This is a genomic window from Pannonibacter sp. (assembly GCF_051860505.1).
Lineage (GTDB): Bacteria > Pseudomonadota > Alphaproteobacteria > Rhizobiales > Stappiaceae > Pannonibacter.
This window is the reverse complement of record NZ_JBHYDX010000024.1, coordinates 27379-49065: the sequence shown is the minus strand read 5'-3', so window position 1 is coordinate 49065 and position 21687 is coordinate 27379. Positions and strand designations below refer to the sequence as shown.

Annotated in this window: 17 protein-coding genes; 6 read left to right on the top strand and 11 right to left on the bottom strand. The window is 65.9% G+C overall.

Translation table 11 applies throughout. The features are described from left to right. Positions 1-3: 3 nt before the first annotated feature. Genes ACTIFE_RS16145 through ACTIFE_RS16125 form a run of 5 tightly spaced genes read right to left on the bottom strand, consistent with a single transcriptional unit; the run spans position 4 to position 7123 of the window. A complete protein-coding gene (locus ACTIFE_RS16145) occupies positions 4-1734 on the bottom strand; it encodes a response regulator (RefSeq protein WP_439530191.1) in 1731 nt (576 codons plus the stop codon). Then, positions 1731-2225, bottom strand: a complete 495-nt coding sequence (locus ACTIFE_RS16140) for a hypothetical protein (protein ID WP_439530190.1) — start codon at positions 2223-2225, stop codon at positions 1731-1733. Before ACTIFE_RS16140 ends, ACTIFE_RS16145 begins: the two co-directional genes overlap by 4 nt. Continuing rightward, positions 2222-4705, bottom strand: coding sequence for an ATP-binding protein (locus ACTIFE_RS16135; protein WP_439530189.1), 2484 nt, complete (start codon positions 4703-4705; stop codon positions 2222-2224). The genes ACTIFE_RS16140 and ACTIFE_RS16135 overlap by 4 nt, the downstream gene beginning before the upstream one ends. Continuing rightward, complete coding sequence (locus ACTIFE_RS16130) at positions 4692-5177, bottom strand: hypothetical protein (protein ID WP_439530188.1); 486 nt, start codon at positions 5175-5177, stop codon at positions 4692-4694. Before ACTIFE_RS16130 ends, ACTIFE_RS16135 begins: the two co-directional genes overlap by 14 nt. A 20-nt stretch (positions 5178-5197) precedes the next feature. Continuing rightward, positions 5198-7123: a methyl-accepting chemotaxis protein gene (locus ACTIFE_RS16125; protein ID WP_439530187.1), complete on the bottom strand. Its 1926-nt coding sequence runs from the start codon at positions 7121-7123 to the stop codon at positions 5198-5200. A gap of 213 nt (positions 7124-7336) precedes the next feature. On the opposite strand from ACTIFE_RS16125, the gene ACTIFE_RS16120 reads away from it, so the two are divergent. Beyond that, positions 7337-7738, top strand: a complete 402-nt coding sequence (locus ACTIFE_RS16120) for a DUF3307 domain-containing protein (RefSeq protein ID WP_439530186.1) — start codon at positions 7337-7339, stop codon at positions 7736-7738. On the opposite strand, the gene ACTIFE_RS16115 is transcribed toward ACTIFE_RS16120, so the two are convergent. The 3 genes from ACTIFE_RS16115 to ACTIFE_RS16105 are packed head-to-tail and all read right to left on the bottom strand — an operon-like array spanning position 7704 to position 10535. Next, on the bottom strand, positions 7704-8705 hold the full coding sequence (locus tag ACTIFE_RS16115; protein ID WP_439530185.1) for a CheB methylesterase domain-containing protein: 1002 nt from the start codon (positions 8703-8705) through the stop codon (positions 7704-7706). The two genes, ACTIFE_RS16120 and ACTIFE_RS16115, sit on opposite strands and share 35 nt — an antisense overlap. Further along, positions 8702-9511: a CheR family methyltransferase gene (locus ACTIFE_RS16110; protein ID WP_439530184.1), complete on the bottom strand. Its 810-nt coding sequence runs from the start codon at positions 9509-9511 to the stop codon at positions 8702-8704. The genes ACTIFE_RS16115 and ACTIFE_RS16110 overlap by 4 nt, the downstream gene beginning before the upstream one ends. Continuing rightward, positions 9504-10535 (bottom strand): hypothetical protein, encoded by a 1032-nt coding sequence (locus ACTIFE_RS16105; protein ID WP_439530183.1) that lies wholly within the window; start codon positions 10533-10535, stop codon positions 9504-9506. Before ACTIFE_RS16105 ends, ACTIFE_RS16110 begins: the two co-directional genes overlap by 8 nt. Before the next feature lie 544 nt (positions 10536-11079). On the opposite strand from ACTIFE_RS16105, the gene ACTIFE_RS16100 reads away from it, so the two are divergent. Genes ACTIFE_RS16100 through ACTIFE_RS16080 form a run of 5 tightly spaced genes read left to right on the top strand, consistent with a single transcriptional unit; the run spans position 11080 to position 19016 of the window. Beyond that, entirely contained in the window at positions 11080-12615 is a 1536-nt protein-coding gene (locus ACTIFE_RS16100; RefSeq protein WP_439530182.1) for an efflux transporter outer membrane subunit, read from the top strand. An 18-nt stretch (positions 12616-12633) separates the two neighbouring features. Further along, positions 12634-13956: an NHLP bacteriocin system secretion protein gene (locus tag ACTIFE_RS16095; protein ID WP_439530181.1), complete on the top strand. Its 1323-nt coding sequence runs from the start codon at positions 12634-12636 to the stop codon at positions 13954-13956. Between the two features lie 7 nt (positions 13957-13963). After that, positions 13964-16150 (top strand): NHLP family bacteriocin export ABC transporter peptidase/permease/ATPase subunit, encoded by a 2187-nt coding sequence (locus ACTIFE_RS16090; protein WP_439530180.1) that lies wholly within the window; start codon positions 13964-13966, stop codon positions 16148-16150. Between the two features lie 12 nt (positions 16151-16162). Further along, on the top strand, positions 16163-18469 hold the full coding sequence (locus ACTIFE_RS16085; RefSeq protein ID WP_439530179.1) for an NHLP bacteriocin export ABC transporter permease/ATPase subunit: 2307 nt from the start codon (positions 16163-16165) through the stop codon (positions 18467-18469). Positions 18470-18491: 22 nt separating this feature from the next. After that, complete coding sequence (locus ACTIFE_RS16080; protein WP_439530178.1) at positions 18492-19016, top strand: cyclic nucleotide-binding domain-containing protein; 525 nt, start codon at positions 18492-18494, stop codon at positions 19014-19016. A gap of 7 nt (positions 19017-19023) precedes the next feature. On the opposite strand, the gene ACTIFE_RS16075 is transcribed toward ACTIFE_RS16080, so the two are convergent. The 3 genes from ACTIFE_RS16075 to ACTIFE_RS16065 are packed head-to-tail and all read right to left on the bottom strand — an operon-like array spanning position 19024 to position 21589. After that, positions 19024-20100, bottom strand: coding sequence for a saccharopine dehydrogenase C-terminal domain-containing protein (locus tag ACTIFE_RS16075; protein ID WP_439530177.1), 1077 nt, complete (start codon positions 20098-20100; stop codon positions 19024-19026). Positions 20101-20139: 39 nt separating this feature from the next. Beyond that, positions 20140-20913 carry an amino acid ABC transporter ATP-binding protein gene (locus ACTIFE_RS16070; RefSeq protein WP_439530176.1) on the bottom strand — a complete coding sequence of 258 codons (774 nt, stop codon included), beginning with the start codon at positions 20911-20913 and terminating at the stop codon, positions 20140-20142. 10 nt (positions 20914-20923) lie between these two features. Further along, positions 20924-21589, bottom strand: a complete 666-nt coding sequence (locus ACTIFE_RS16065; RefSeq protein ID WP_439530175.1) for an amino acid ABC transporter permease — start codon at positions 21587-21589, stop codon at positions 20924-20926. Positions 21590-21687 lie beyond the last annotated feature (98 nt).

The window sequence follows — 21687 nt, the reverse complement described above, 5'->3', positions numbered from 1 at the left end:
CGGTCATTTCTCCTTCAGGGACCAGACGCCGTCCCAGGGCATGACGAAGGTTTCCGGATCCCGCGCCAGCGCGCGGCACCGGGTCAGCAGCGTCGCACTGGCAAGGTCCTGGGGTGCCAGTTCCAGCGCACGGGCAAAGGCGGCTTCGGCCATTGCGAAGGAGCCGATGCGGTAGGCGCTGAAGCCGGTTGCGTGGGCATCGAGCCAGTCCGAGTCGCTGGCAGCCGGTGCATCGACGAAGATCTCGAACACCTCCGTCGGCCGGTCCTGCCCCTTGACGCGCACGACATCGACGAGGCGCATCGGGACGGGGCGGCTGAGCCGGGAAACGGTTTCGCCGCAGGCAAGGATGGAGGCACCGTAGGTCTTGGTGATGCCTTCAAGGCGCGAGGAGAGGTTCGCCGCGTCCCCGATGACGGTGTAGTTCATCCGGTCCGGCGAACCGATGTTGCCGGCCAGAACCGTGCCCGTGGCAAGGCCGATGCCGATGCGCAGGGGCTCCGGCAGACCATCGCGGCGGCGTTCGTTGACGAGATCGAGCGCCCGCAGCATGACGCGGGCGGCCTCGACGGCCCGGTCTGCGTCGCCGCCGGTCGGTTGCGGCACGCCGAAGAGAGCCATGATCGCGTCGCCGATGTACTTGTCGATTACGCCGCCCTGATCGCGCAGCACATCGGCCATGAACGAGAAATAGTCGTTCAGCAGCCGGACGGTGCCCTGTGGTCCGAGCGCTTCGGCGAGCGACGTGAAATTGCGGATGTCGGAGAACAGGATGGTCGCTGGCAGCATCGCCCCGGCAAGGGCATCCGGACCCTGATCCATCATGATGCGGGCGACGGGATTGGACTGGGTGCGGGCGAGCACCGTCTCGAGGTCCTTCTGGCGCGAGATGTCCTCGAAGGAGACGACAAGCAATTCAGAGGGGGCCGCGAGCAGCCGGGCGTTGAGGCGCAACGGGATCCAGTCGCCGCCCGGCGTTGCAAATTCGCAGTCCAGTGCCTCAAGAGGCTGGCGGCTTGTCTGGACGGCGGCGAGGTCTTCGGCGAGATCCTCGTTGTAGTCGGCAAAGACGGAGCGCAGCGGCAGGCCTTTCGGAAGGGCTTCCATGCGTAGGATGGTGTGGGCGGCGCGGTTTGCGGCAACAAGACGCGATGCGCTGTCAAACACGAGCACGCCGCTGCCAAGGGCCTCGATGAGATCGAGGGCGGAGGGCGCGACGTCTGCCGTGCCGCTGGCTACAGCGGTGCCGGCTGGTGCATCGGTCTCTGCGGCATCGACGAGGACGGCGGGGAGGCCGAGGACGCGGCGGGCGGTGGTGACGATCTCCGAGGCGCGCTGTTGCTTCAGGTCGAGACTGACGGCGCCGGACGGCTTGGCGATGATGGCAGCGGCGCCCAGGCGCAGGGCCTCGAGCCGCTCGGCGGAATCGGCTGCGCCCACCAGCGACGACAGGATGATCACCGGGCAGGGCGAGCGCAGGCTGAGACGGCGCAGGGTTTCCAGCCCGGACATTTCCGGCATCTCGATGTCGAGGAGGATGAGGTCCGGGTTGAGTTTGCGCACCTGCTGCAGGGCGATCTTGCCGTTCTCTGCCTCGCCGGCAATTTCGAGCATCGGATCGCTGGAGATGATCTCGCTTACGAGGCGGCGGATGATGAAACTGTCGTCGACGACGAGGATGCGGCGGCGCATGACGCTGGCGGCTGGGGCGGCCGGGGCTGGCTGATCGGTCATTCCAGTTCCTCCCGCAGCGGCGAAGGATCGACAGCGGCCGCGCGCAGGTGACGCAACAGGGTGAAAGGCGGGATCACAGGTTCGGCACGCAGGACGCAGACGGGGGTATCGCTTGCCGGGTCGACAATCACGCCGGACAGCCAGCGACGCAGTGCGCCAAGGGCAGGCGGCAAGGACAGAACCTCGGTCGCGCCGTGATCCTCGATCCGTTCCACCCGATCGACAAGGCAAAGCCAGCCGGCGTTCTCGTCTGCGGACGCCATGCGCAGGCCGGTGGGATCCGGGCCGGCAACGCGGCCGAGGCCGAGCAGGCGGGCGGCATCGACGACCAGGCGGCTGTGCCGGGTCTTGCCCTGTGGCCGCGGCGTCTTGCCTGCCAGCGGCAGGACGGAACCGGACAGGCTACGGACGGATTGCACGGCCTCACGCGGGACCAGAACCGGCGTGCCGGCCAGATGAACGCGCAGATAGGCGGTCAGGGTCTGCGTCATGGCCGCGGGTTCCCGGCGCTGCGCAGGCCGCGGTTGACCGCCCGGGCGGCAAGGTCAAACAGCTTGTCCGGATCGAGAACCAGGACGATGCGGTCGGCGCCCAGAATCGAGATGCCGCCGACGCCCGGCAGTTCGGCGACGCGCAGGTGCGTTTCGCGGATGAGCAACTCCGCACGGCGCAGGATACGCCGGGTGCGGAAGCCGACGCGGCGGCCCTTCCAGGAGCAGATGACGACGGACAGATCGGCACCGGCATCGTCCTCGGGCGCGGGCAGGCGCATCAGCTCGCAGATGTCGAACAACGGCAGGAAGCGGCCGCGCAGCAGCAGCGATGGCTGGCCGTTGACGGACTGGACGCTGGCGGCCGGGAACACGGCGGTTTCGGCGACCATCGTTTCGGGGAAGCCGATGGTCTGGCGGCCAGTGTCGGCGAGAAGCATGGGCCGGATCGCGGCCGAGAGCGGCATGTCGAGGCGGAAGGTGGCGCCCTTGCCGGCCTCTGTCTCGATGTCGATGCGCCCGCCGAGACGGGTGACGTTGACCAGCACCACATCCATGCCGACGCCGCGCCCGGAGACTGTGCTGGCCTCGCTGCGGGTGGAGAAGCCGGGTGTGAAGATGAAGCGGGCGATTTCCGCGTCGCTCATCCGGGCCAGATCCTCGACACTCGCCAGGCGCTGCGCGACAGCCTTTTCGCCGACACGGGCAATATCGATGCCGCGTCCATCGTCGCTGACGGTCAGCACGAGGCGGTTGCCGTGCTGCTCTGCCGTCAGGCTGAGGCGCGCGGTGGCCGGTTTTCCGGCGGCGGCGCGTGCCTCCGGGGCTTCGATGCCGTGGTCGATCGAATTGCGGATCATGTGCATCAAGGGATCGAGGAGCATGTCGGCCATGCCCTTGTCGATCTTGATCGTACCGGCGCTCTGCTCGAAGCGGACGGACTTGCCAAGTTCCCTAGCTGCCTCGCGGACCATGCGCGGGAAGCGGGCGATGATGTTCTCGAACGGGATGACCCGCAGCCCCAGCGTGGCTTCGTGGATGAGGCTGATGAAGTGGCTGACCTCGGCCTCCAGCGTCAGGAAGTCGCGCCGGTCGGCCATCAGCGCTTCAACCTCGGGCAGCATTTCGGGTGCGCGGGAGGACGCATAGTCATAGAGACGGCGCAGGGCCTCGCCGGAGCGACCTTCGCTGGCCAGCACGTTCAGACGGCTGCCGAGCGTGAAGAAGGACCCGATGCGACCGAAGAGCTGGTCCAGCACTTCGACCGGGACACGAACCTGCGTCTCCTCGACCGCCGCCATCCGTGACGGGGCGGGCGCATCGCTGAAATGTGCCGGGGCGGTGGTGCCGTCGAGCCAGGTGACGGACCAGGCCGACATGTCCGGCCCGTTGACCGGATCAATCCCGGGCAGTGCAGTGCCTTGACCGGCCGCCTCAAGGCCTTCCGGCATGTCTGCGCTGGTCACGGCAACGAGCAGGGCGAGGTGAGGCCGGCCGTCGACGGTCAGGCTGCGTGAGGCAACGAGGCCAGGCAGGGCAGCGACCAGGGGCCTCAGCGCCTCTGGCCCCGGCATCGGCAGGACGACTTCTGCCAGACGCGCGGCCGGGTCGGACGAAAAGCGCTCCAGCGCTGTGCCGGCAACGGCCGGGAGATGCAGCGGCGAGACTTTCCAGTTGGCGAGCCGGCTGATGAGGGCGGCTGGCAGGGCGGTGTCGCTGGTGAGGTCCAGTGGGGTCCCGGCGTCGCTCTCGAGGCCAAGCGACATGCTCACTTCTGCCCAGCCGGTTTCGGTTCCCGTCAGCGCTTCCAGCGTGCGGGCCTGGGCCACGATGCCGGAGAGGATCGGGGCCGCCTGGTCAAGCGTGGCTTGACCGAGAAAACGGGCGCACCGTTCCAGCCCGGCGAGGCCGGTCTTGCGCGCTGCGTGAGCGAGAACATCTGCCGCCTCGCGCAGAGCTGCCTCGTCCTCACCGGACAGCGCATCCGACAGTTCCGACAGGAGTTCTGCCAGCAGTTCGGCAAAGGCCCGGCCCATGTCATGTTCCAGCCCGAGCGCATCGCGCGATGCCGGTACGCTCGCCTCAAGGCCTGCGGCGTGGGTTGGGCCACTGACCGAGAGCGCCTCGAGCTGGGTGGACAGGCCATCGGGTACGGTGAAGCTGGTGAGGTCGCCCGTTGCCTGTGCCGAGCGGATCGCATCGACCAGACGCAACATCGCGTCGATGATATCTGGCGTCAACTCGCGGGTGCCATTGCGGACCGGATAGAGGCAGGCCTCCGCCAGATGCGTGACCTGTTCCAGGCTGGCAATGCCGGCCACCCGGGCGAGGCCCTTGATCGAGTGGAAGGCCCGGAACAACACGTCCACATCGGCGCGGGAGACGGCAGACGTTTCGCTGGCCACAAGAATGGGCTCGATCACGCCGAGATGCTCGCCTGTCTCTGTGAGGAGATCGGCGGAAAAATCAGCTCCGGCCATGCGCGGTCTCCACGGACAGGCTCGCAAGGGGCATCCTGCGGGCAGGGTCGCGCGCGAGGCGCTGGAGAGCTGAAAGAAGTGCTTCGCCTTCGGGGCCTGCCAGCGCGATGTCCGCCGTGCCGCACGCCTTGGGATGAACAAAGCTGGCACCCCGGCTGCGGCACAGATCAGTGGTGCGCAGGTCGGCACTGACATGAAGGCCAATGACGGCGACCGGGGCCGGCTGGATCAGGACCGCCGACCCGACGAGCCGCGCGATATCCGTGACGCTGTCAGCGTCGATCAGCACAACATCTGCCGTCAGGCTGCGCAGGCCCGTCAGAACATCGGCGCTGCCAGTGACCGTGAGCCGGGCCTGTGGATCAGCCAGCAGCATCGCGCGGATGGACAGCGCCAGTCCTGCGTCATCGCTGACGAGGGTCAAGTGCCAGTCGTCCGCATCGTGCTGCGTGCCGTCCTCATGCGTGGCCATCGGTTCGTCTTTCCGCTGCCTCAAGCCATCTTGAAGGCGTCGATCCGCTGACGGGTCTCGTCGGCCAGACGGGCCAGCTGGACCATGGTCGCGGTGATTTCCTCGGCGGCGGCCGAGTTTGACGTGGCGATGGACTTCAGTTCGCTGACGGTGCCGTCGATCTGGGTGATCGAGGCGCGCTGCTGCTCGATCGCCGCAACCGAGGCGTGGATCATCTGGGTGGTCTGGCGTGCCTCGCCCGAGATGCCCACAATGGCTGCGCGAACGGTGTCGGCCGCCTGCTTGCCAGCGAGGCTGTCCTCGCTGGCCTGCTCGACGATCTCGGCGATCTGGTTGGCATTCTGTCCGGCGCTTTCGGCCAGCTTGCCGACCTCCTGTGCCACCACGACGAAGCCCTTGCCGTGTTCCCCGGCGCGGGCTGCCTCGATGGCGGCGTTGAGCGAGAGGATGTGCGTGCGGTTGGCGATCTGGGCAATCACCTGGGTGATCTGGTTCACCTTGCGGCTGTTCTGGGCGATGCGGTCGACCAGCGCTCCCATTGCCTCAACCGAGGCGAGACCTTTTTCGACCAGACCTGTCGCGTTATCCGCCTTTTCGCTGGCAAGTCTTGTGTTGTCGGAGACCTCGCGAATGGCGAGCATTGCTTCCTTCACCGCCGTCGCGACCTGGGCCAGCGAAGAATTCTGCACGCGGGCTCCGTCCGCCACCTGCGACACGGCCATGCTTGCTTCGCCGACGGACAGTGCCGTGCTGCGGGCCTTCTCGCCGAAGTCGCGGAACGAGGAATGCGAGACGTCCAGCAGCCGGTTGACCTGCTCGCCGATGTCGCGCAGAAAGCCGGTCTTGCCCTCAAGGCTCACACGCAAGGTCAGGTCGCCGGCCGCAGCCTTCGAGATGACCTCGCCGATCTCGCGTGTGGTTTCTTCCGCCTTCAGCATGGCCGCGATCTGGTCAGCGTTCTGCTTGAACACGTCCACCGCAGCAGCCATCTGGCCGATTTCGTTGGTGGAACCAAGGCCGGGAATGGTGACATTACCATCGCCCTGGGCGAGGCGCGTCATGGCGTGGGTCATCTGCTTCAACGGCGAAATGATGCCACGGGCGATGACGACTGCGATGAAGAGACCGAACAGGATGCCGCCGCCGGCAAGCGTGGCGAGCAGCTGCTGAGCGCTTGCCGTCTGGGTTGCGGATGTCGCGCTCAACTCGGCAATGCGCTCCTGCAGACGGTCGCGGAAGGCTGCGATGCTGTCCAGCAGCCCGCGTTCCTCGGGGGTGATCACGTCCGGGCCACCAAGGCCAGCGGCAGCGATCAAGGCTTCCTGCCGCGCGACCAAGCTGCGGGCAGCTTCAACCAGCGCCTGTTCCCTCGTCGTCAGCGAAAGAGACTGGAGCTTCGAAAGGGCTGTGGATGCGGCCGAGACTGTTTCTGGAGAGAATGTCCCAGAGGCAAGAGCGCTTGCAGCCACGGCATCGGTGACGGCCGGGGTGACTGCAAACTGGGCAATGCCGGCCTTGAGCGCTTCGGTCAGTTCGCCGGTGCTGGCGACGATGGCAAGACGTTCCTGCATCAAACTTTCCGCCCGCTTGCGGAAGGCGTCGAGATTTTGGCGGATATCCGAAACAAGCCCGGCTTCGGGATGGCCTGCAATCAATTCCTCCGCGCGGGAGATGGATTGCTCGATCAGTTTGGCCTGGGCCTGGGATCGGTCGAAATCCGCAGTGCGGCCAAAGGACAGGACGGCATTGGTGCGCAGACGGAAGCCTGTGAAGTTCCGGTCTGCCAGAAACATTTCGCCGACGGCGCGGTAGAAGCGGTCCATCTCGGAAGACAGTCGGGAGAGGTCGCGGACCGACGTGTATCCCACCGCCGACAGCAGGCCGAGGAGAACAAGCAGAACGGCAGCAAGGCCGTAGATGCGGGTCGACAGGGTAATGTTCTTCAAGTTGCCCCCCGGAGGAAGACCGACGGATGCCAGTCGCATCGACGGAAATTTACAAGCATGCGCGGTCTTTAGCCTTCGCGCGCGCGACCGCGACCGATCCACCCGGAATGTTTCACGGCAAGGACTGGAACCGGATGCTCGTGCGGTGGCAAGGTCGGCGGGCTGTGGCGAAAGACAAGCCATTGCAGAGGCTTCGCAGTTCCGGGGGAAACAGTGGCGATACCGGATCAACTTCCCGTCGGGCTTTTCAGCACGCTTTTTCTGGCCTTTTTAGCAAAACATTTTCTGGCGGATTTCCTGCTGCAGACCCACTGGATGGCCGCCGGCAAGGAACGGGACCGGCACTGGCTGGTGCCACTCTCGGTTCATGCTGGCATTCACGCGGTCCTGACCGGTCTTGTCTGCCTGTGGTTCGCGCCAGGGCTGGTCTGGCTCGCCCTTGTGGATTTTGTCGTGCATTTCTGCATTGACCGGAGCAAGGCGGGCGCTGTGCGGGTCAGTGGGGCGACGCCGGCGCGGGCGTCCTTCTGGTGGCTGCTCGGGCTCGACCAGAGCCTGCATCATCTGACCCATTTCGGGTTCAGTCTTCTTTTGGCTGGTGCGAGCACAGGCTGACGAACGACGGAAGCGGGGCCGAGGGATCCAGTCGCAGCGCGTACGGGAACCGGGTGAGTGCCGCGCCTGGCATCCCCGGGACGATGCAGGTGGCCGGTTCCTGCACATAGACCGGATTATGCGCCTGGCCGAGGGCTGCCGCCCCCGATGCGCCATCTTCGCCCATGCCGCTGAGCACCAGGGCTACGGCCGGAATTCCGGCAACAGCGGCCGTTTGCATCAGGTGGTCGGCATTGGGGTGGAACGGGCTTGCTACAGCCGGGCAAGGGCGAAGGGTGAGGGTTCCGGCCGGCGTTTGCGAGAGGGCAAAATCCAGCCCACCCTTGAGGACATAGATGCTGCCGGATGTGAGGCGGGTCTGGCCGCCGACTTCGCTGACCGCATGACCGCTGACATCGGCAAGATGAGCGGCGAAAGCTTGGGTACCGTGGTCCGGCATGTGCTGGGCGATGATCCAGGGCAAGGCACCGACCGGAATTTGCTGCAACAGGCGCGCCAGCGCGCTCGGGCCGCCGGTGCTGCTGGCAACCAGCAGGCAGGCAGGGGCGACGCGTTTCGTTGCAGGAGCAAGGGAGGGAGGCGCGGGTGATGCAGGCCGAACCTCCGGATCCGCATAGGATCCGACAGAAAGAGCCTGGTCGAAAACGGCCCGTCTGACACGATCCGGCAGATCCCGGGCCCATGCCCCGACCGGTGGACCGGGGACGGATGCGTCGCGCGTGAGGACAATGAGCCGTGGTCCGAACCGGGCAAGACTGGCGTGCAGGGCGGGTGTTGGCGTGGTGGCCGCAATCAGGGCTTCATCGAGCACCAGAAGGCCGGGAAACCTGGCCTCCAACCGTGCCTGAAGGTCAGAAGCGGTGTTGCAGGTACTCAGAGGGGACGTCGGGAAGGCTTCGGCCAGAATGCGGTGCAGGGCGGACCGTTCGAAGGCGCCAGCGGCGGCGATGAGGATCGGGCGTTTCACGGGCGTGGCACGGCTCCGGCCATCGGTGCAGGCGTGACGGCGGGCTGGCCGGTTCGACGCCAGAAAACGGCGCTTGCGGTCTCCACTGGCTCGAACAGGCCATTCTCGCGCATGGTTTCCGAGGCTCCCAGAACCAGGATCCCCCCGGTCCGCATCGCGCTTGCGATGTTGGCGAGGGCCTTGTTGATGGCATCTTCGGTGAAGTAGATCAGCATGTTGCGGCAGAACACAAGATCAGCTGCACCGCCCAGTTCGGAGGACAGCATCGGATCCAGCACATTGTGCACGCAAAACCTGGTCATGTCGCGCAAGGTGTGTGGTGCGTCCCAGACTTCGCCGCTCGCAAGCGGGAAGGCCGGTCGCGCAAACTCCGGCAGATCGCGAAAGCTGCCCATGGCCTCCAGCCGGGTGTAACGACCGCGTGACGCCGTAGCGATGGCCGACGGGCTGATGTCCGAACCGATCACCCGCGACCTGCCCTTGCCTTCGCGCTGGAGCAGGTAGGCAAGCGACCAGGCCTCTTCGCCGGTGGCGCAGGCCGTGCTCCAGACCCTCAGCGCCGGTGCCGAAAGCGCGGGGTCGCCGCGCAGCATGTTGCGCAACATCGCCCATTGGCCCGCATGCCGGAAGAAGGAGGTTTCCTGCACCAAGAGGCGTTCGATGAGATCTGCCGGTGCGTTCTGGAACGGAAACGGCTTGTGAGGGCCGAGCCGCGCGCCGATGTAGGAGGGGGCTATGCCTGTCTGCCGCGAAAGGCGCTCGATCAGGGATGGACTGCCTGGCCGGGTGGGAGCAGCTTCAGTCAAGGGTCAGGAAGAACGCCATGTGATCGGCAAACCAGGCATCGGCGGCCTGTTGCAGCGCTGGGAGGACCTCGATGTCGCGGCCGCCTCTGGCGTGAAGCTTGATGAGGCCGCTGGCTTCGGCCAGTTCCATCAAAAGGCGCGCATGGGTGCGCGAGACGCCGGTGTGGCTGGACAGGGTCTCGAAGGGCAGGCAAAGCCGGGCGCTGCCAGTTTGCTCGACCTCGCCGAGCAGCAACAGGAAGGTGAGGTAGCCCCCGTCGCGCGCGGCAAGTCCCTGGACCTGCGGGTGAGCTGCGCGCAGCTCAAAGTAGGTGTCGATATGCGGCGAAAGCGCCCGATGCCAGGCACGATGGCCGGCGCCTGCGGTTGCGAGATCCCTGTTGGACCAGGCGGGAGCCTGCGGGTCAAACCCCGGCCCCGTGTCATGGGGGCCTGCAAAGGTCGCTCCGCCGATGCGGTTCCGGGCCATCAGGCTACACAGCGCGGGCCCTGGATCGCGCAGATCACGGAACATGGCCAGCGGTTGGGCCATCGCCTCGGCCAGCACCGCATCCGAGCCCCAGAGCCGGGGCGTCGGCAGCAGCAGCGTGACGCGCATGTCTTCCTCCGCCTTGCGGCGTTCGAGAAAGCTGTAGCGCTCCAGGATCGCGACGAGCGCCTCGATCCGGTTGCGGCTCGCCAGCTCCGATCCTGCAAGTCGGGCCTGCAGCCGCCCAAGGGTCAGCCACGTCGCGCGCTCTTCGGCCTGCTGGCCGGCTGCCAGATGCAGCAGCGTCTGGATTGTCAGGTAGCGGCCTTCCTCCAGCAGCAACCGGCTTAACAGATAGTCGCCACGAAACAGCTGGGTCAGATTGGAGATGATGGCCTTGCGCGCATCGCTGAAGGCTGGATGGGACAACAGGCTTGCCATGATCGTGGTCCGGTCCGGGCGCGCGGTGCTGCCGGTCGCGATGCACCTGCCGGCGGCCTTGGCCGGCTGCGCAGTCGTGTCCAGTCTGTCCGTTCGCTGAACCAGGGCGTTCATGCAGGTCCTTCATTGCGGCTTGCTCGCCCGAATGGATCGAGACTGGCGCCGGGGCGGTCCAGGTGTTGCCCGCTCTTGCCGGAGGTCTGTCGTGTCGGTGCGCGAACTGCGTCTTGTCGAGGTCCAGCATCGACCCCTGGGGCATACTTACCATGCTGGCGGACCATATAAAGATGTGAACCATCAACGGGCGTTGATGCACTTCATTGTCCGGTTCGACTATTGTTCCGGAAGTCTGATGAAGTAGTTTTTCTTCAATATTCATGGTTGTAAGTGACCTTCAACAGGGAAGGGATTGACGGTCTTGTTCAGTCAAATTTGTTATCTTTTGGAAAAAATATCGCTGAAGTTTCTTTAAAATGCGCCGAAAATGTTGCGTGATCCGGCTCGGTGCAAGTCTGCCGAGCCGGCGGCCGACAGAGCAGCTGCAGGCAATGACAAAAACGGGGTCTTTCCGGGATAACCGGGAAAACAGGGCGTAACAGGGGAAATGGGGCGGCAGGTTTGCCAGCAAGCGCGGGCGTCAGTTCAAGTCATGTGTCGAGTGTCGTTTGCCCGTGTTCGCGATCTGGGGCGCAATGTCGCGGCTCTAGTTCTGGTCGGCCACTTGGCCGGCTGTGCAGCGATGGGCGAGGCCTTGACGCCGGAATTGCCCGAGGCTGTGCCGTTGCCGTATCGATTTGCCCATGCGGGCGAACCTGCGCAAGCCCCTATGACCTCTCCCGAATTCTGGACTGCCTTCCGCTCACCGGACCTCAGCAACCTGATCCGCCGCGCGGAGCTAGGCAGCCGGGACATTACCGTGGCGATCGCGCGCCTGCGGCAGGCCGAGGCGGGGGCGGACGAAGCCTTCGGCGGGTTGCTGCCGAGCGGGGGTCTCGGCGGCACCCAGACCACGTTCAAGGCATCCGCAAACACGGCGGGCTTGCCAGCCGGCGTTGAAATGCCGGTGCGCCAGCAGCGCAAGGTCGGGCTCAACGCCAGCTGGGAGCTGGACTTTTGGGGCAAGGCCAGCTCGAACTTCGAAGCTGCCAGCAACCGCGCCGATGCGGCCGCCTTTGCCGTAGCCGCGACCCGGCTGGCGGTGACGTCTGAAACGGCCCTGTCCTATGTTCAGATCCTGTCCCTGCGCGACCGTCTGGCGCTGGGGCGCGAGAACCTGACCCTGGCGCGCAAGGTGCAGGACAACGTCAAGGCGCGGGTCGAGGCGGGATCTGCGACGCAGATCATGCTGGCGCAGCAGGAAACGGTCGTATTGCAGCAGGAGGCCACGGTGTTGCGCCTGCAGCGGACCCTGGCGCAGGAAGAGGTGACGCTTGGTCTGTTGATCGGGGCAACGCCCGGCGAGATCAGGATCACACGCGGCAGCCTCGGCAAGCTCGCGATCCCGAAGCTCGGAGTGGGTGCTCCGGCTGATCTTCTGCGCCGCCGACCCGACGTGCGGCAGGCAGAAGAGCTGGTCGCGGCTTCGGCGAACAATGTCGCCAGCGCCCGGGCGGCGATGCTGCCGAGCCTGACACTGTCGTTGCAGAAGGGCTTCGAGAGCCTGACCACCGGCGCACTGTTCTCCGGCGCGGCCGGTGTCTTTTCGGTGGCCGGACAACTGACGCAGCCGATCTTCGACGCGCCGCGCCTTCTGGCACAGCTTGAGGGGACGCAGGCGCGGCGGCAGGAGCTGATCGCCACCTATCAGCAGGCGGTGATGACCTCGCTGTCCGATGTCGAGAAGGCGCTGATTGCCTATGGCGGGCTGGCCCGCGAGGAGAGGGTCGCCGGACGGGCGACCGCAGCCGCGCGCCGCGCCTATGAACTGACGCTTGAACAGCTGGATGCAGGGCAGGTGGACATGACCACCGTGCTCAACACCCAGCGCGACTATTTCACCGCCGTCGACAGCCTGCAGCAGGTGCGTCTGGCGCGGTTCCAGTCCGCGATCGCGCTCTATCGTGCGCTCGGTGGCGGCTGGACCGATGAGGACGTCGCCAGACTGATTGCCGAACGCGAGGCCATCGACGCGGCGGCAGGGCCCGCCAGCAAGACGGCGGCCATTGCCCCGGGATCTGCTGGGGCGGTGAATTGACCTTTCGAAAGACCGCAGATGTCGACTGACGCCAACGCCTCCAGCCCGTCCGTACCCGCATCGCAGCCGCCGGTCGAAAACCAGGCGGCCCGTCTGTTCCGCAAGTCGGCGCTCGACCGGTTGTCATCGCCCGAGCAGCTGGACCAGATGATCCGGCTCACCCGGCCGCGCGACTGGGTGGCAACGCTCGTCGTTCTGCTCTTGATCGGGCTGGCGGTGACGTGGTCCTTCCTCGGCCGGGTGCCGGAGCGGGTGAAGGGGTCAGGCATCCTGATCACCTCTGGCGGCCGTGTTGTCGATGCCGTGGCAACGGGCGAGGGGACGCTGGCGGAAATCCTGGTGCCGGTCGGCGGGCGTGTGACGCAGGGCGAGGAAGTTGCCCGCGTGATCCAGCCCGGCTTGCGCCAGCAGCTGGAGAACATCCGGGCGGTGGTTGCCGAGCGCAGCGACCAGCTGGAAACCCTACGTGGCCAAATCGACGAAGGCAGCCGTGCTTCAAAGGATACGCTTGCAGCTCGCGCGAAGATGCTCGACCTGCGGGTCAAAGATGCACTGGAGCGGGTGTCGGTGCTGGAAAAACAGGCGGCGCAGGATGCCTCGCTGTTTGATCGCCGTCTCATCACCTGGCAGCAGCTCAACGAGACACGTCAGGCGCTGGCGCAGGCGCGCCAGACGGAGCTCGAGGCACGCAGCCAGATCTCGCAGCTCGAAAGCGAGGACATCACCCAGCGCAACGCCAACCTGCGCGATATCCGCAGCGCCGAGGAACGGCTTGCGGACGCGCGCCGTCAGATGGCTGAAGTCGAGATCCAGCTGCGCCAGCAGGAGACCATCGTGAGTCCCGCCTCCGGCCGTGTGACGGAATGGAAGGCCATTCCGGGCACCCGCATCGCGCCGGGACAGCCGCTGATCAGCATCGAGAGCGGGGCGACCGGGCTGGAGCTGCTGCTGTATCTGCCGCCCAACGACGGCAAGCGGGTGAAGCCCGGCATGAGCGTGCAGATTGCCCCGTCCACCGTGCGCCGCGAGGAATACGGGATGATGGAAGGTCAGGTCAGCGACGTGTCGGACTTCCCGTCAACGGCGCAGGCGATGCAGGCGGTGCTGCGCAATGACCAGCTGGTCCAGAGCTTCTCGGAAAAGGGGGCGCCCTATGCCGCGCGCATTGCCCTGACGCGTGATCCGGCAACGCCGAGCGGCTTTGCCTGGTCGGGCGGGTCCGGTCCGTCGCAGCAGTTCACCAGCGGATCGCTGGCGGCTGCCGAGGTGACCGTGGCCTGGCGCCGGCCGATCAGCTACGTCATTCCCTGGCTGCGCAAGCTGACGGGTCTGGCCGGGTGAGCGCGTCATGAACGAGCAGAAAACCCCGATCAAGCCGCAGCACCGCAGGCGCAAGCAGACCCCGACCATCCTGCAGATGGAAGCGGTGGAATGCGGCGCGGCGAGCCTTGCGATGATCCTGGCGCATTATGGCGCGTGGATCCCGCTGGAGGAACTGCGCATTGCCTGCGGCGTCTCACGCGACGGCTCCAAGGCTAGCAACGTGCTGAAGGCCGCCCGCCGTTACGGGATGACCGCCAAGGGCTACCGCAAGGAACCGGAGGGTCTTGTTGACCTGCCCTGGCCGGCGATCCTGCACTGGAACTTCAACCACTATGTGGTGTTCGAGGGCATGAACGCGACGCATGCCTTCATCAATGACCCGGCGACCGGCCCGCGCATGATCACGCGCGAGGAGCTGTCGGAAGCCTTCACCGGCGTGGTGCTGACCTTCGAGCGGACGCCGGAGTTCCGCCGCACGGCCAAGCCTGCTGGTCTTCTTGCTGCCTTCCGCAGCCGGGTTGCCAATTCCAAGAAGGGGCTGGGGCTGATTGCCCTGCTCAGCCTTGCCATGGTGATCCCGGGCGTTGTCCTTCCGGTCTATGCCAAGCTGTTCGTCGACGGCGTCTTGATGATGCAGCAGGAGCACTGGGTAAAACCGCTGTTCATCGCGCTGGCTGCAACGGCGGTGATCCGGGCTGCGCTGACCCATCTGCGGGCCTCGCTGATCCTGCGGCTGCAGACCAAACTGACAATCACCGGGGCGAGCGCCTTCATCTGGCGGGTGCTGCACCTGCCGATGGCGTTTTTCTCGCAGCGAAGTCCCGGCGAAATTGCCGAACGCATCGAGGCGAGCGGCCGGGTGGCCGAGGTGATCTCGTCGGACATGGCCAATGCCATCCTGAACTGGGGCACGCTGGTGTTCTTTGCCCTGGTTCTGATCGGCTACGATCCGGCGCTCGGCCTCATGACCGTTGCCCTTGGGCTGCCGAACCTGTTCGTGCTGCGCCTTGTGCAGAAGCGGCTGCGGCAGGATTCGATCCGCCTGTCGGTGGAGCAGGGCAAGCTTGGCGGGGCGACTGTCGGGATCATCTACAACATCGAGACCATCAAGGCGTCGGGGCTGGAAACCAGCTCGTTCGGGCGCTGGGCCGGCATCCATGCGCGCATGCTCAACACATCGCAGGCGCTGGGGGCGAAGTCGATGATCACCTCGCTCGCGCCAACGCTGCTGAGCGGCCTGATCGATGCGGCGATCCTGGGTGTCGGGGCAATGCGGGTGATGCAGGGCGGCCTGACGATCGGCGATCTGGTGGCATTCCAGCTGCTGGCGGCGAGCTTTACCGCGCCGCTGGTCAGCCTGGTCGAGCTGTCGCCGAAACTCGCCAGCATCCGCGCGGATCTCAACCGGGTGGATGATGCCATGCGCAACCCGCCCGATCCGCTGACCGAACCGCCGGCGGACGGAGGCGCGGGCGGGCCGGTGCTGCTCGGTGGGCAGCTCGAGGTCAACGCGATCCGCTATGGCTACAATCCGCTGGACGAACCGCTGTTTGACGGGATCTCCCTGTTTGCGGCACCGGGCGAGAGGATCGCGCTGGTAGGGCGTTCGGGCTGCGGCAAGTCTTCGCTCGGCCGCATCATCTGCGGCCTTGTCGCGCCGTGGTCCGGAGATGTGCGCATCGATGGCATTCCCCTCAACGATCTGGACCAGTACCGGCGTGCGGCGAACATTGCCTATGTCGACCAGGAGATTTTCCTGTTCGAGGGAACGGTGCGGGAAAACCTGACGCTGTGGAATCCGGATGTGCCGGACAATGTCATCACGCGGGCGCTGGAGGATGCGGCGATCCTTGATGACATCGTGGCACGGCCCGGTGAGCTGGACGCGCATGTGGAAGAGGGCGGGCGCAATTTCTCTGGCGGTCAGCGGCAGCGGCTGGAAATTGCAAGGGCACTGGTTGGCGACCCGGCGGTGCTGATCCTCGACGAGGCGACGGCGGCGCTGGATCCGCAGACAGAAAAGCTGATCGACGACAATCTGCGCCGGCGCGGCTGTACCACCATCATCATCGCCCATCGTCTCAGCACCGTGCGCGACTGCAGCGAGATCATCGTCATGGACACCGGCCGGATCGTCGAGCGCGGCACCCATGACAGCCTGATGGCGGCAGACGGCGACTACGCCGAGCTTATCCGCTCGGGCGGACATTGAGGGGGCGGGACAATGCATGAGACCCGGCCATCCCCCGATGAGAGCGGCGCTGAAGCCCGTCTCGACCCCACCGCTGCCCCGATTACCAACTCCGGTGGCGAGGACTGGCGTGATCGCCGCCGCCGGCGCGGTGAGGCGATCACGACCGACGCGCTGGCTGAACTGGCCGAGCGCGGCGGAGCCGCCGCAAGGGGCAGCGCGCTCACCCTGACCACCGGCCCCGATCCGCTGAAATCTGCACTCGTCAGCGTGCTCTCGGCCATGGCCGTGACGCCGCGGCTTGAGGCTTTCGAGATGGCTGCGGAGACCCGTGACGCGCGCGCGCGGCTGCAGGCTGTGCTGGCGCGGCACCAGATGATCTCGCGCAGTGTTCTGCTGCGGCCGGGCTGGACGCGCAAACCGGGGCCGCCGATGCTCGGCTATCTCGGGCCCGACCGCCGGCCGGTGGCGCTGATCTGCATCAAGGGGCAGTGGGTGATGCGCGACCGGGGCATCGCCCGCCCCGTTGCGCGCGACGCCATGGAAGGCAGCGGCGAAGGCGGACTTGCTGCCGATGCGCTGCAGCTCTATCCGGCGCTGCCCTCCCATCCGCTGCGGTTCCGGGACCTGTTCTTCTTCGGATTTGCCACGCTCGGGGCTGACCGGGTGCGCCTGGTGGCCCTGATGCTGGCGGCGGCCTTGCTGGCAATGCTCGTGCCCTACGGCTCCCGCTTCCTGATCAGCAATGCCATTCCCTATGGCGACATCGGGCTGACCGGTGTCATCGTCGGCGGGCTGGTGGCGGCGGCACTGGCGCGAACGGTGTTCGAGGCCGGCAAGGCGCTGACCATGTTGCGGTCGGAACTTGGCTTCGAGGGCCGGCTGCAGCCGGCGTTGCTGCTGCGGCTCCTGCGCATGCCGCCGGCGTTTTTCCGCGCTTTCTCCGTTGGTGACATCACCGATCGTGTGCTGGGTATCCAGAGCGCGCGCCAGGTGATCACCCAAAGCTTTTCGAGCGCGGCGGCGAGCAGCGTCTTCAGCCTGATCAGTCTCATCCCGATCCTGACGGTCGACTGGCGGCTGGCGCTGCTGGCGCTGGGGCTGGCGCTGGTTCTGGGGGCTGCGAACGGTTTCGTCAGCTACCGGGGCCTGTTGCACGAGCGCCGGCGCCTGACCGAGAAAGGGCGGCTGGACAGCTTCGTCGTGCAGATGCTGATGGGGCTCGGCAAGCTGCGCGCCTCGGCCAGCGAGCGCATGGGCTTTGCCCGCTGGGCCAGCCTGTTTTCGCGCAACATCGGCCATACTGTTGCCGCCGGGCGCTGGGCGAACTGGCAGGCGACGCTGGACGCCTTGCTGCCGCAACTTGCGACGCTGACCCTCTACGCCACCATCGTCTACCTGATGAAGGCGGATGCGCTGAAAGGCGGCAACGCGCCGGCGTTCTCGCTGGCAGACTTCGTCACCGTGACGACGGCCTTCGCGCAAGTTCTGGGAGCCATCTCGGCGCTGGCGGGAGCGCTGACGCAATCGCTGACGGTCATTCCGCTGATCGAGCGCGCCGAGCCGATCATCTCCGCCGTGCCGGATACCCCGCCGGTCGACAGCCGTCCGGTGACGCTGGCGGGAGCCATCGATATCCGCAATGTGTCGTTCCGCTACAGCGAGATGGCACCACGTGCGCTCAGCGAACTGACGGTGAAGATCAACCGGGGCGAATTCGTTGCCATTGTCGGGGCCTCGGGCTCGGGCAAGTCGACGCTGCTGCGCCTGCTCCTGGGCTTTGACCGGCCGGAGCTGGGCGACATTTTTTATGACGGGCATTCGCTCAACCGGCTCGACCTGTCGGACCTGCGCCGCCAGATCGGCGTGGTGCTGCAGCATGGCCGCATCATGGCCGGCAGCATTCACGCCAACATCGCCGGTGAAAGCGGCCTCGGCCTCGATGAAGCGCTGGAAGCGGCGCGGCTGGTGGGGCTGGACCGGGACATCGAGCAGATGCCGATGGGCATGCATACGGTGCTGCTCGACGGCGGCGGCACCCTGTCCGGCGGACAGCGGCAACGCATCCTGATCGCGCGCGCGCTGGTCAGCAAGCCGGCGATCCTGCTGCTGGACGAGGCCACCAGCGCGCTGGACAACCGCACGCAGGCCATTGTCACCGAGACGCTGGCGAACCTGCCGGTCACGCGCGTCGTCATCGCGCACCGGCTCAGCACCATTGAGAAGGTGGACCGGATTGTCATGCTGGACCGTGGCCGGGTGGTCGAGACCGGATCATTCACGGAGCTGATGCAGGCGAACGGGGCGTTTGCCGCCCATGCCCGCCGGCAGCTCGTCTGAGATTTTTTGAGGGAGTTATTTCATGCGCAAGGTGCTTTACATCCTTGGTCAGCTCGATGATGCGGACATCGCCTGGATGGGCCAGGCCGGCCGGCGGGTGAGCCTCAAGCCGGGCCAGGTGCTGATCGAGGAAGGGCGCGCCACGGCGCATCTGTTCATCGTGCTGGACGGGCAGGTGGATGTGCGCGTCAGCGGCGTCGGCGTGGTGGCGAGCCTGTCGAGCGGAGAGATCCTTGGTGAAATGTCCTTCGTCGACAAGGCCCCGCCCTCGGCCACGGTCGAGGCCGCGCGCGAAACCCGCGTGCTGGCGCTGGAGAAGGCGCTGATCGAGAAGCGCCTCGCCGAGACACCGGCCTTCGCGGCGCGGTTCTACAAGGCTCTGGCTATTTTCCTCGCCGACCGCTTGCGCACGACGACGCTGCGCGGCAAGGGCGGCAGCGCGCCGGCCGAGGACGAACTGGACGACATGGTGCTGGACGGAGTGTCCATGGCGGGCCTGCGGTTCCAGCAACTCCTGGAAATGCTGGATCGGCCGGAGGCAGGGTAAGGCTGCGTCAGGCTTCAAGCAGGGGCGCGATGAAGGGCGAGGCAAGGATTGCTGATGCGTCGACCATGGACGGGGCGATCACTCCGGTCCGAGACAGGTGGCCATCCGCCAGCATGCAGATGAGGCTGGCAGCATAGCCGGTTGCAACGGACGTGAGCGCATTGAAGGGGCCAACGATCGGGTTAGGCGCGAAGCGATAGCGCTGGGTCCGTTCGCTTGGCATCCGGCCACGTGTCCCGCGGGCTGTCAGCAGAACGTGCAGCACATCATCTTCGATCACCGGCAAACCATTCATCAGCAGGGACCGCAGCATGTCCCGGCGATGGCGCAGTCCCAGGTCATCCAGCAGGAAGCGCATGTAATCGAGATGGCCGGGGTACCGCAGGGTCTTCACCGTTACGTTGCGCGGGGCAAAGGGGGCGAAGACGTCGAGGTCGCACATGCCACCGGCCGTGGTAAAGGCCTCCAGCGCCATGCCGTCGACCGTGAGGCGCTCATAATCCTCAAGGGGATGGACGTTGATCCGCTGTCCGTCGCGGATCGCGGCGCTCGGGCGGGTGTATTCCTCGATCAGTCCGTCGACGTTCCAGATCTGGCCATAACCCAGCCGGTTGGTGGGATAACGGGGGATGGCGCCGACACGAATGATCAGGTCCCCGACTGGAGAAAAGCCCTGAAGCAGGGCGGCCGCCAGGGTCCCGACAAGACCTGGAGAAACGCCGCTGGCGGGCAGGACAGCGCGGATGCGCGCAAGATCCGCGAGGATCGGTTTCAACGGATCGGGCGTCGATACGAAGTCCAGGTAGTGGCAACCGGCCTTGAGAGCAGCGGTGGCGACCAGCGGGAGTGCCTGGTCAGGGACTGCGGCAATGACCAGATCGCAGCCGGTCACGAGCGCCTGATGCTCCTCGCCGCGCGGCAGACGCAGCAGTCGAAGGGCTCGTGACTGTGCCCGCAAGGGCTCCAGCGCATCCTCGGAGACATCGCAGACCGTGAGGTCGAAGCGACCGGCGTTCGCGAGCAGGATGGCAAGGGCGCTGCCGATATGGCCGGCCCCGAAAATGGTGATGCGCTGGAGGGTCATTCCGGTGTCCTCAAACCAAGGCTTTGCAACGGGGGAGCATCAGGCCTTGAAACGGGCAACAAAGGCCTGCAGGCGCGGATTGGCGGGATTGAGAATGACTTCGGCCGGACTGCCTTCCTCGGCGATGACGCCCTGGTCCAGGAACAGCACGCGGCTTGCGACCTCGGCGGCAAAGGCCATTTCGTGGGTGACGATGGCCATGGTCATGCCGGCTTCGGCAAGGGAGCGAATGACCGCCAGCACCTCGCCGACAAGCTCCGGATCCAGCGCGCTTGTCACCTCATCCAGAAGCAGGACATCCGGCTGCATGGCAAGGGCGCGGGCGATGGCCACGCGCTGCTTCTGGCCACCCGAAAGGTGATTGGGAAAGGCTGCATGCTTGTCGGAAAGACCGACCTGGGCCAGGAGATCCCTGGCCAGTTCCTCGGCTTCACGTCGTGGGCGCTTGCAGACCACGATTGGCCCTTCGGTGACGTTCTGCAGCACTGTCTTATGCGGGAACAGGTTGAAGTGCTGGAACACCATGCCGACGTGACGCCGCAGGGTGCCGATGCCGATTGCAGCCTCGCTGTCGCGAAAGGCTTCTCCCACCGGCTTGTCACGGAAGCGGATTTCGCCGCCGGTCGGGTGTTCCATCCGGTTGAGGCAGCGGATGAAGGTCGACTTGCCGGAGCCGGACGGACCAATGAGGGCGACGACCTCGCCCCGGGCGAGACCGAGGTCGAGGCCCTTGAGCACTTCATGGGTGCCGAACGTCTTGCGCAGGCCGATTGCCTCGATAACAGGTGCGGTGGCAGTGGATGTGATGGTCATCAGGATCTCCTCAGTCACTGACCCGCAGGCGCTTTTCCACCCAGTCGGCGATCTGCGTCATGGGGAGCAGCAGGGCGATGTAGAGCACGGCCATGAAGGTGTAGGATTCCAGCGGTCGGTACGTCTGGCCGTTGACCACGGCCGCCATATAGGCGAGGTCCGCAACCGAGATCACCGAGACCAGGGACGTGTTCTTGAACTGGATCACCGACTGGTTGATGAAGGATGGCAGCATCCGCTTCAGCGCCTGCGGCAGGATGATGCGGTGCATGGCCTGCCAGGAACTCATGCCGATGGCAGCTGCGGCCTCGCGTTGTCCCTTGTCGATGGAGACGATCCCGCCCCGGAAGATCTCGGCGTAGAAGGCGCCGACATAGAGCGACAGGGTGAGCAGCGCCGCGACCCGGTTGTCGATGGACGCGCCGACCAGCAGAGGGAAGGCGTAGTAGAACCACAGCAGTTGCACCAGAAGCGGCGTGCAGCGGAAAATCTCCTGATAGACCCGGGCGATGAAGCTCAGGACCCGCCATCCGGACAGCCGCATGGCGCAGGTCAGGAAGCCGATCAGGACGCCAAGCACGATTGACCCGACGGTGTAGACGACGCTGATCCAGAGCCCCCACAGGAACAGATCATGGTACTGCCAGACTGAATGGAAATCCCAAGTGTATGTCACGAGGTGCCTCCCCGTGTCAGGTGGCCCGAGGCCACGGTCATTGTGTGCATTGCTGTTCCCCTGGATTCTGGCTCATGCGTCAGACGCGTGAGGGATCC

Excerpts from the sequence above, each read along its gene's own strand:
- ACTIFE_RS16140 (WP_439530190.1), bottom strand. The coding sequence starts at position 2,225 with ATGACGCAGACCCTGACCGCCTATCTGCGCGTTCATCTGGCCGGCACG.
- ACTIFE_RS16105 (WP_439530183.1), bottom strand. The coding sequence starts at position 10,535 with ATGAACGCCCTGGTTCAGCGAACGGACAGACTGGACACGACTGCGCAG.
- ACTIFE_RS16130 (WP_439530188.1), bottom strand. The coding sequence starts at position 5,177 with ATGGCCACGCATGAGGACGGCACGCAGCACGATGCGGACGACTGGCAC.
- ACTIFE_RS16090 (WP_439530180.1), top strand. The coding sequence starts at position 13,964 with ATGAACGAGCAGAAAACCCCGATCAAGCCGCAGCACCGCAGGCGCAAG.
- ACTIFE_RS16070 (WP_439530176.1), bottom strand. The coding sequence starts at position 20,913 with ATGACCATCACATCCACTGCCACCGCACCTGTTATCGAGGCAATCGGC.
- ACTIFE_RS16085 (WP_439530179.1), top strand. The coding sequence starts at position 16,163 with ATGCATGAGACCCGGCCATCCCCCGATGAGAGCGGCGCTGAAGCCCGT.
- ACTIFE_RS16095 (WP_439530181.1), top strand. The coding sequence starts at position 12,634 with ATGTCGACTGACGCCAACGCCTCCAGCCCGTCCGTACCCGCATCGCAG.
- ACTIFE_RS16080 (WP_439530178.1), top strand. The coding sequence starts at position 18,492 with ATGCGCAAGGTGCTTTACATCCTTGGTCAGCTCGATGATGCGGACATC.
- ACTIFE_RS16135 (WP_439530189.1), bottom strand. The coding sequence starts at position 4,705 with ATGGCCGGAGCTGATTTTTCCGCCGATCTCCTCACAGAGACAGGCGAG.
- ACTIFE_RS16145 (WP_439530191.1), bottom strand. The coding sequence starts at position 1,734 with ATGACCGATCAGCCAGCCCCGGCCGCCCCAGCCGCCAGCGTCATGCGC.
- ACTIFE_RS16075 (WP_439530177.1), bottom strand. The coding sequence starts at position 20,100 with ATGACCCTCCAGCGCATCACCATTTTCGGGGCCGGCCATATCGGCAGC.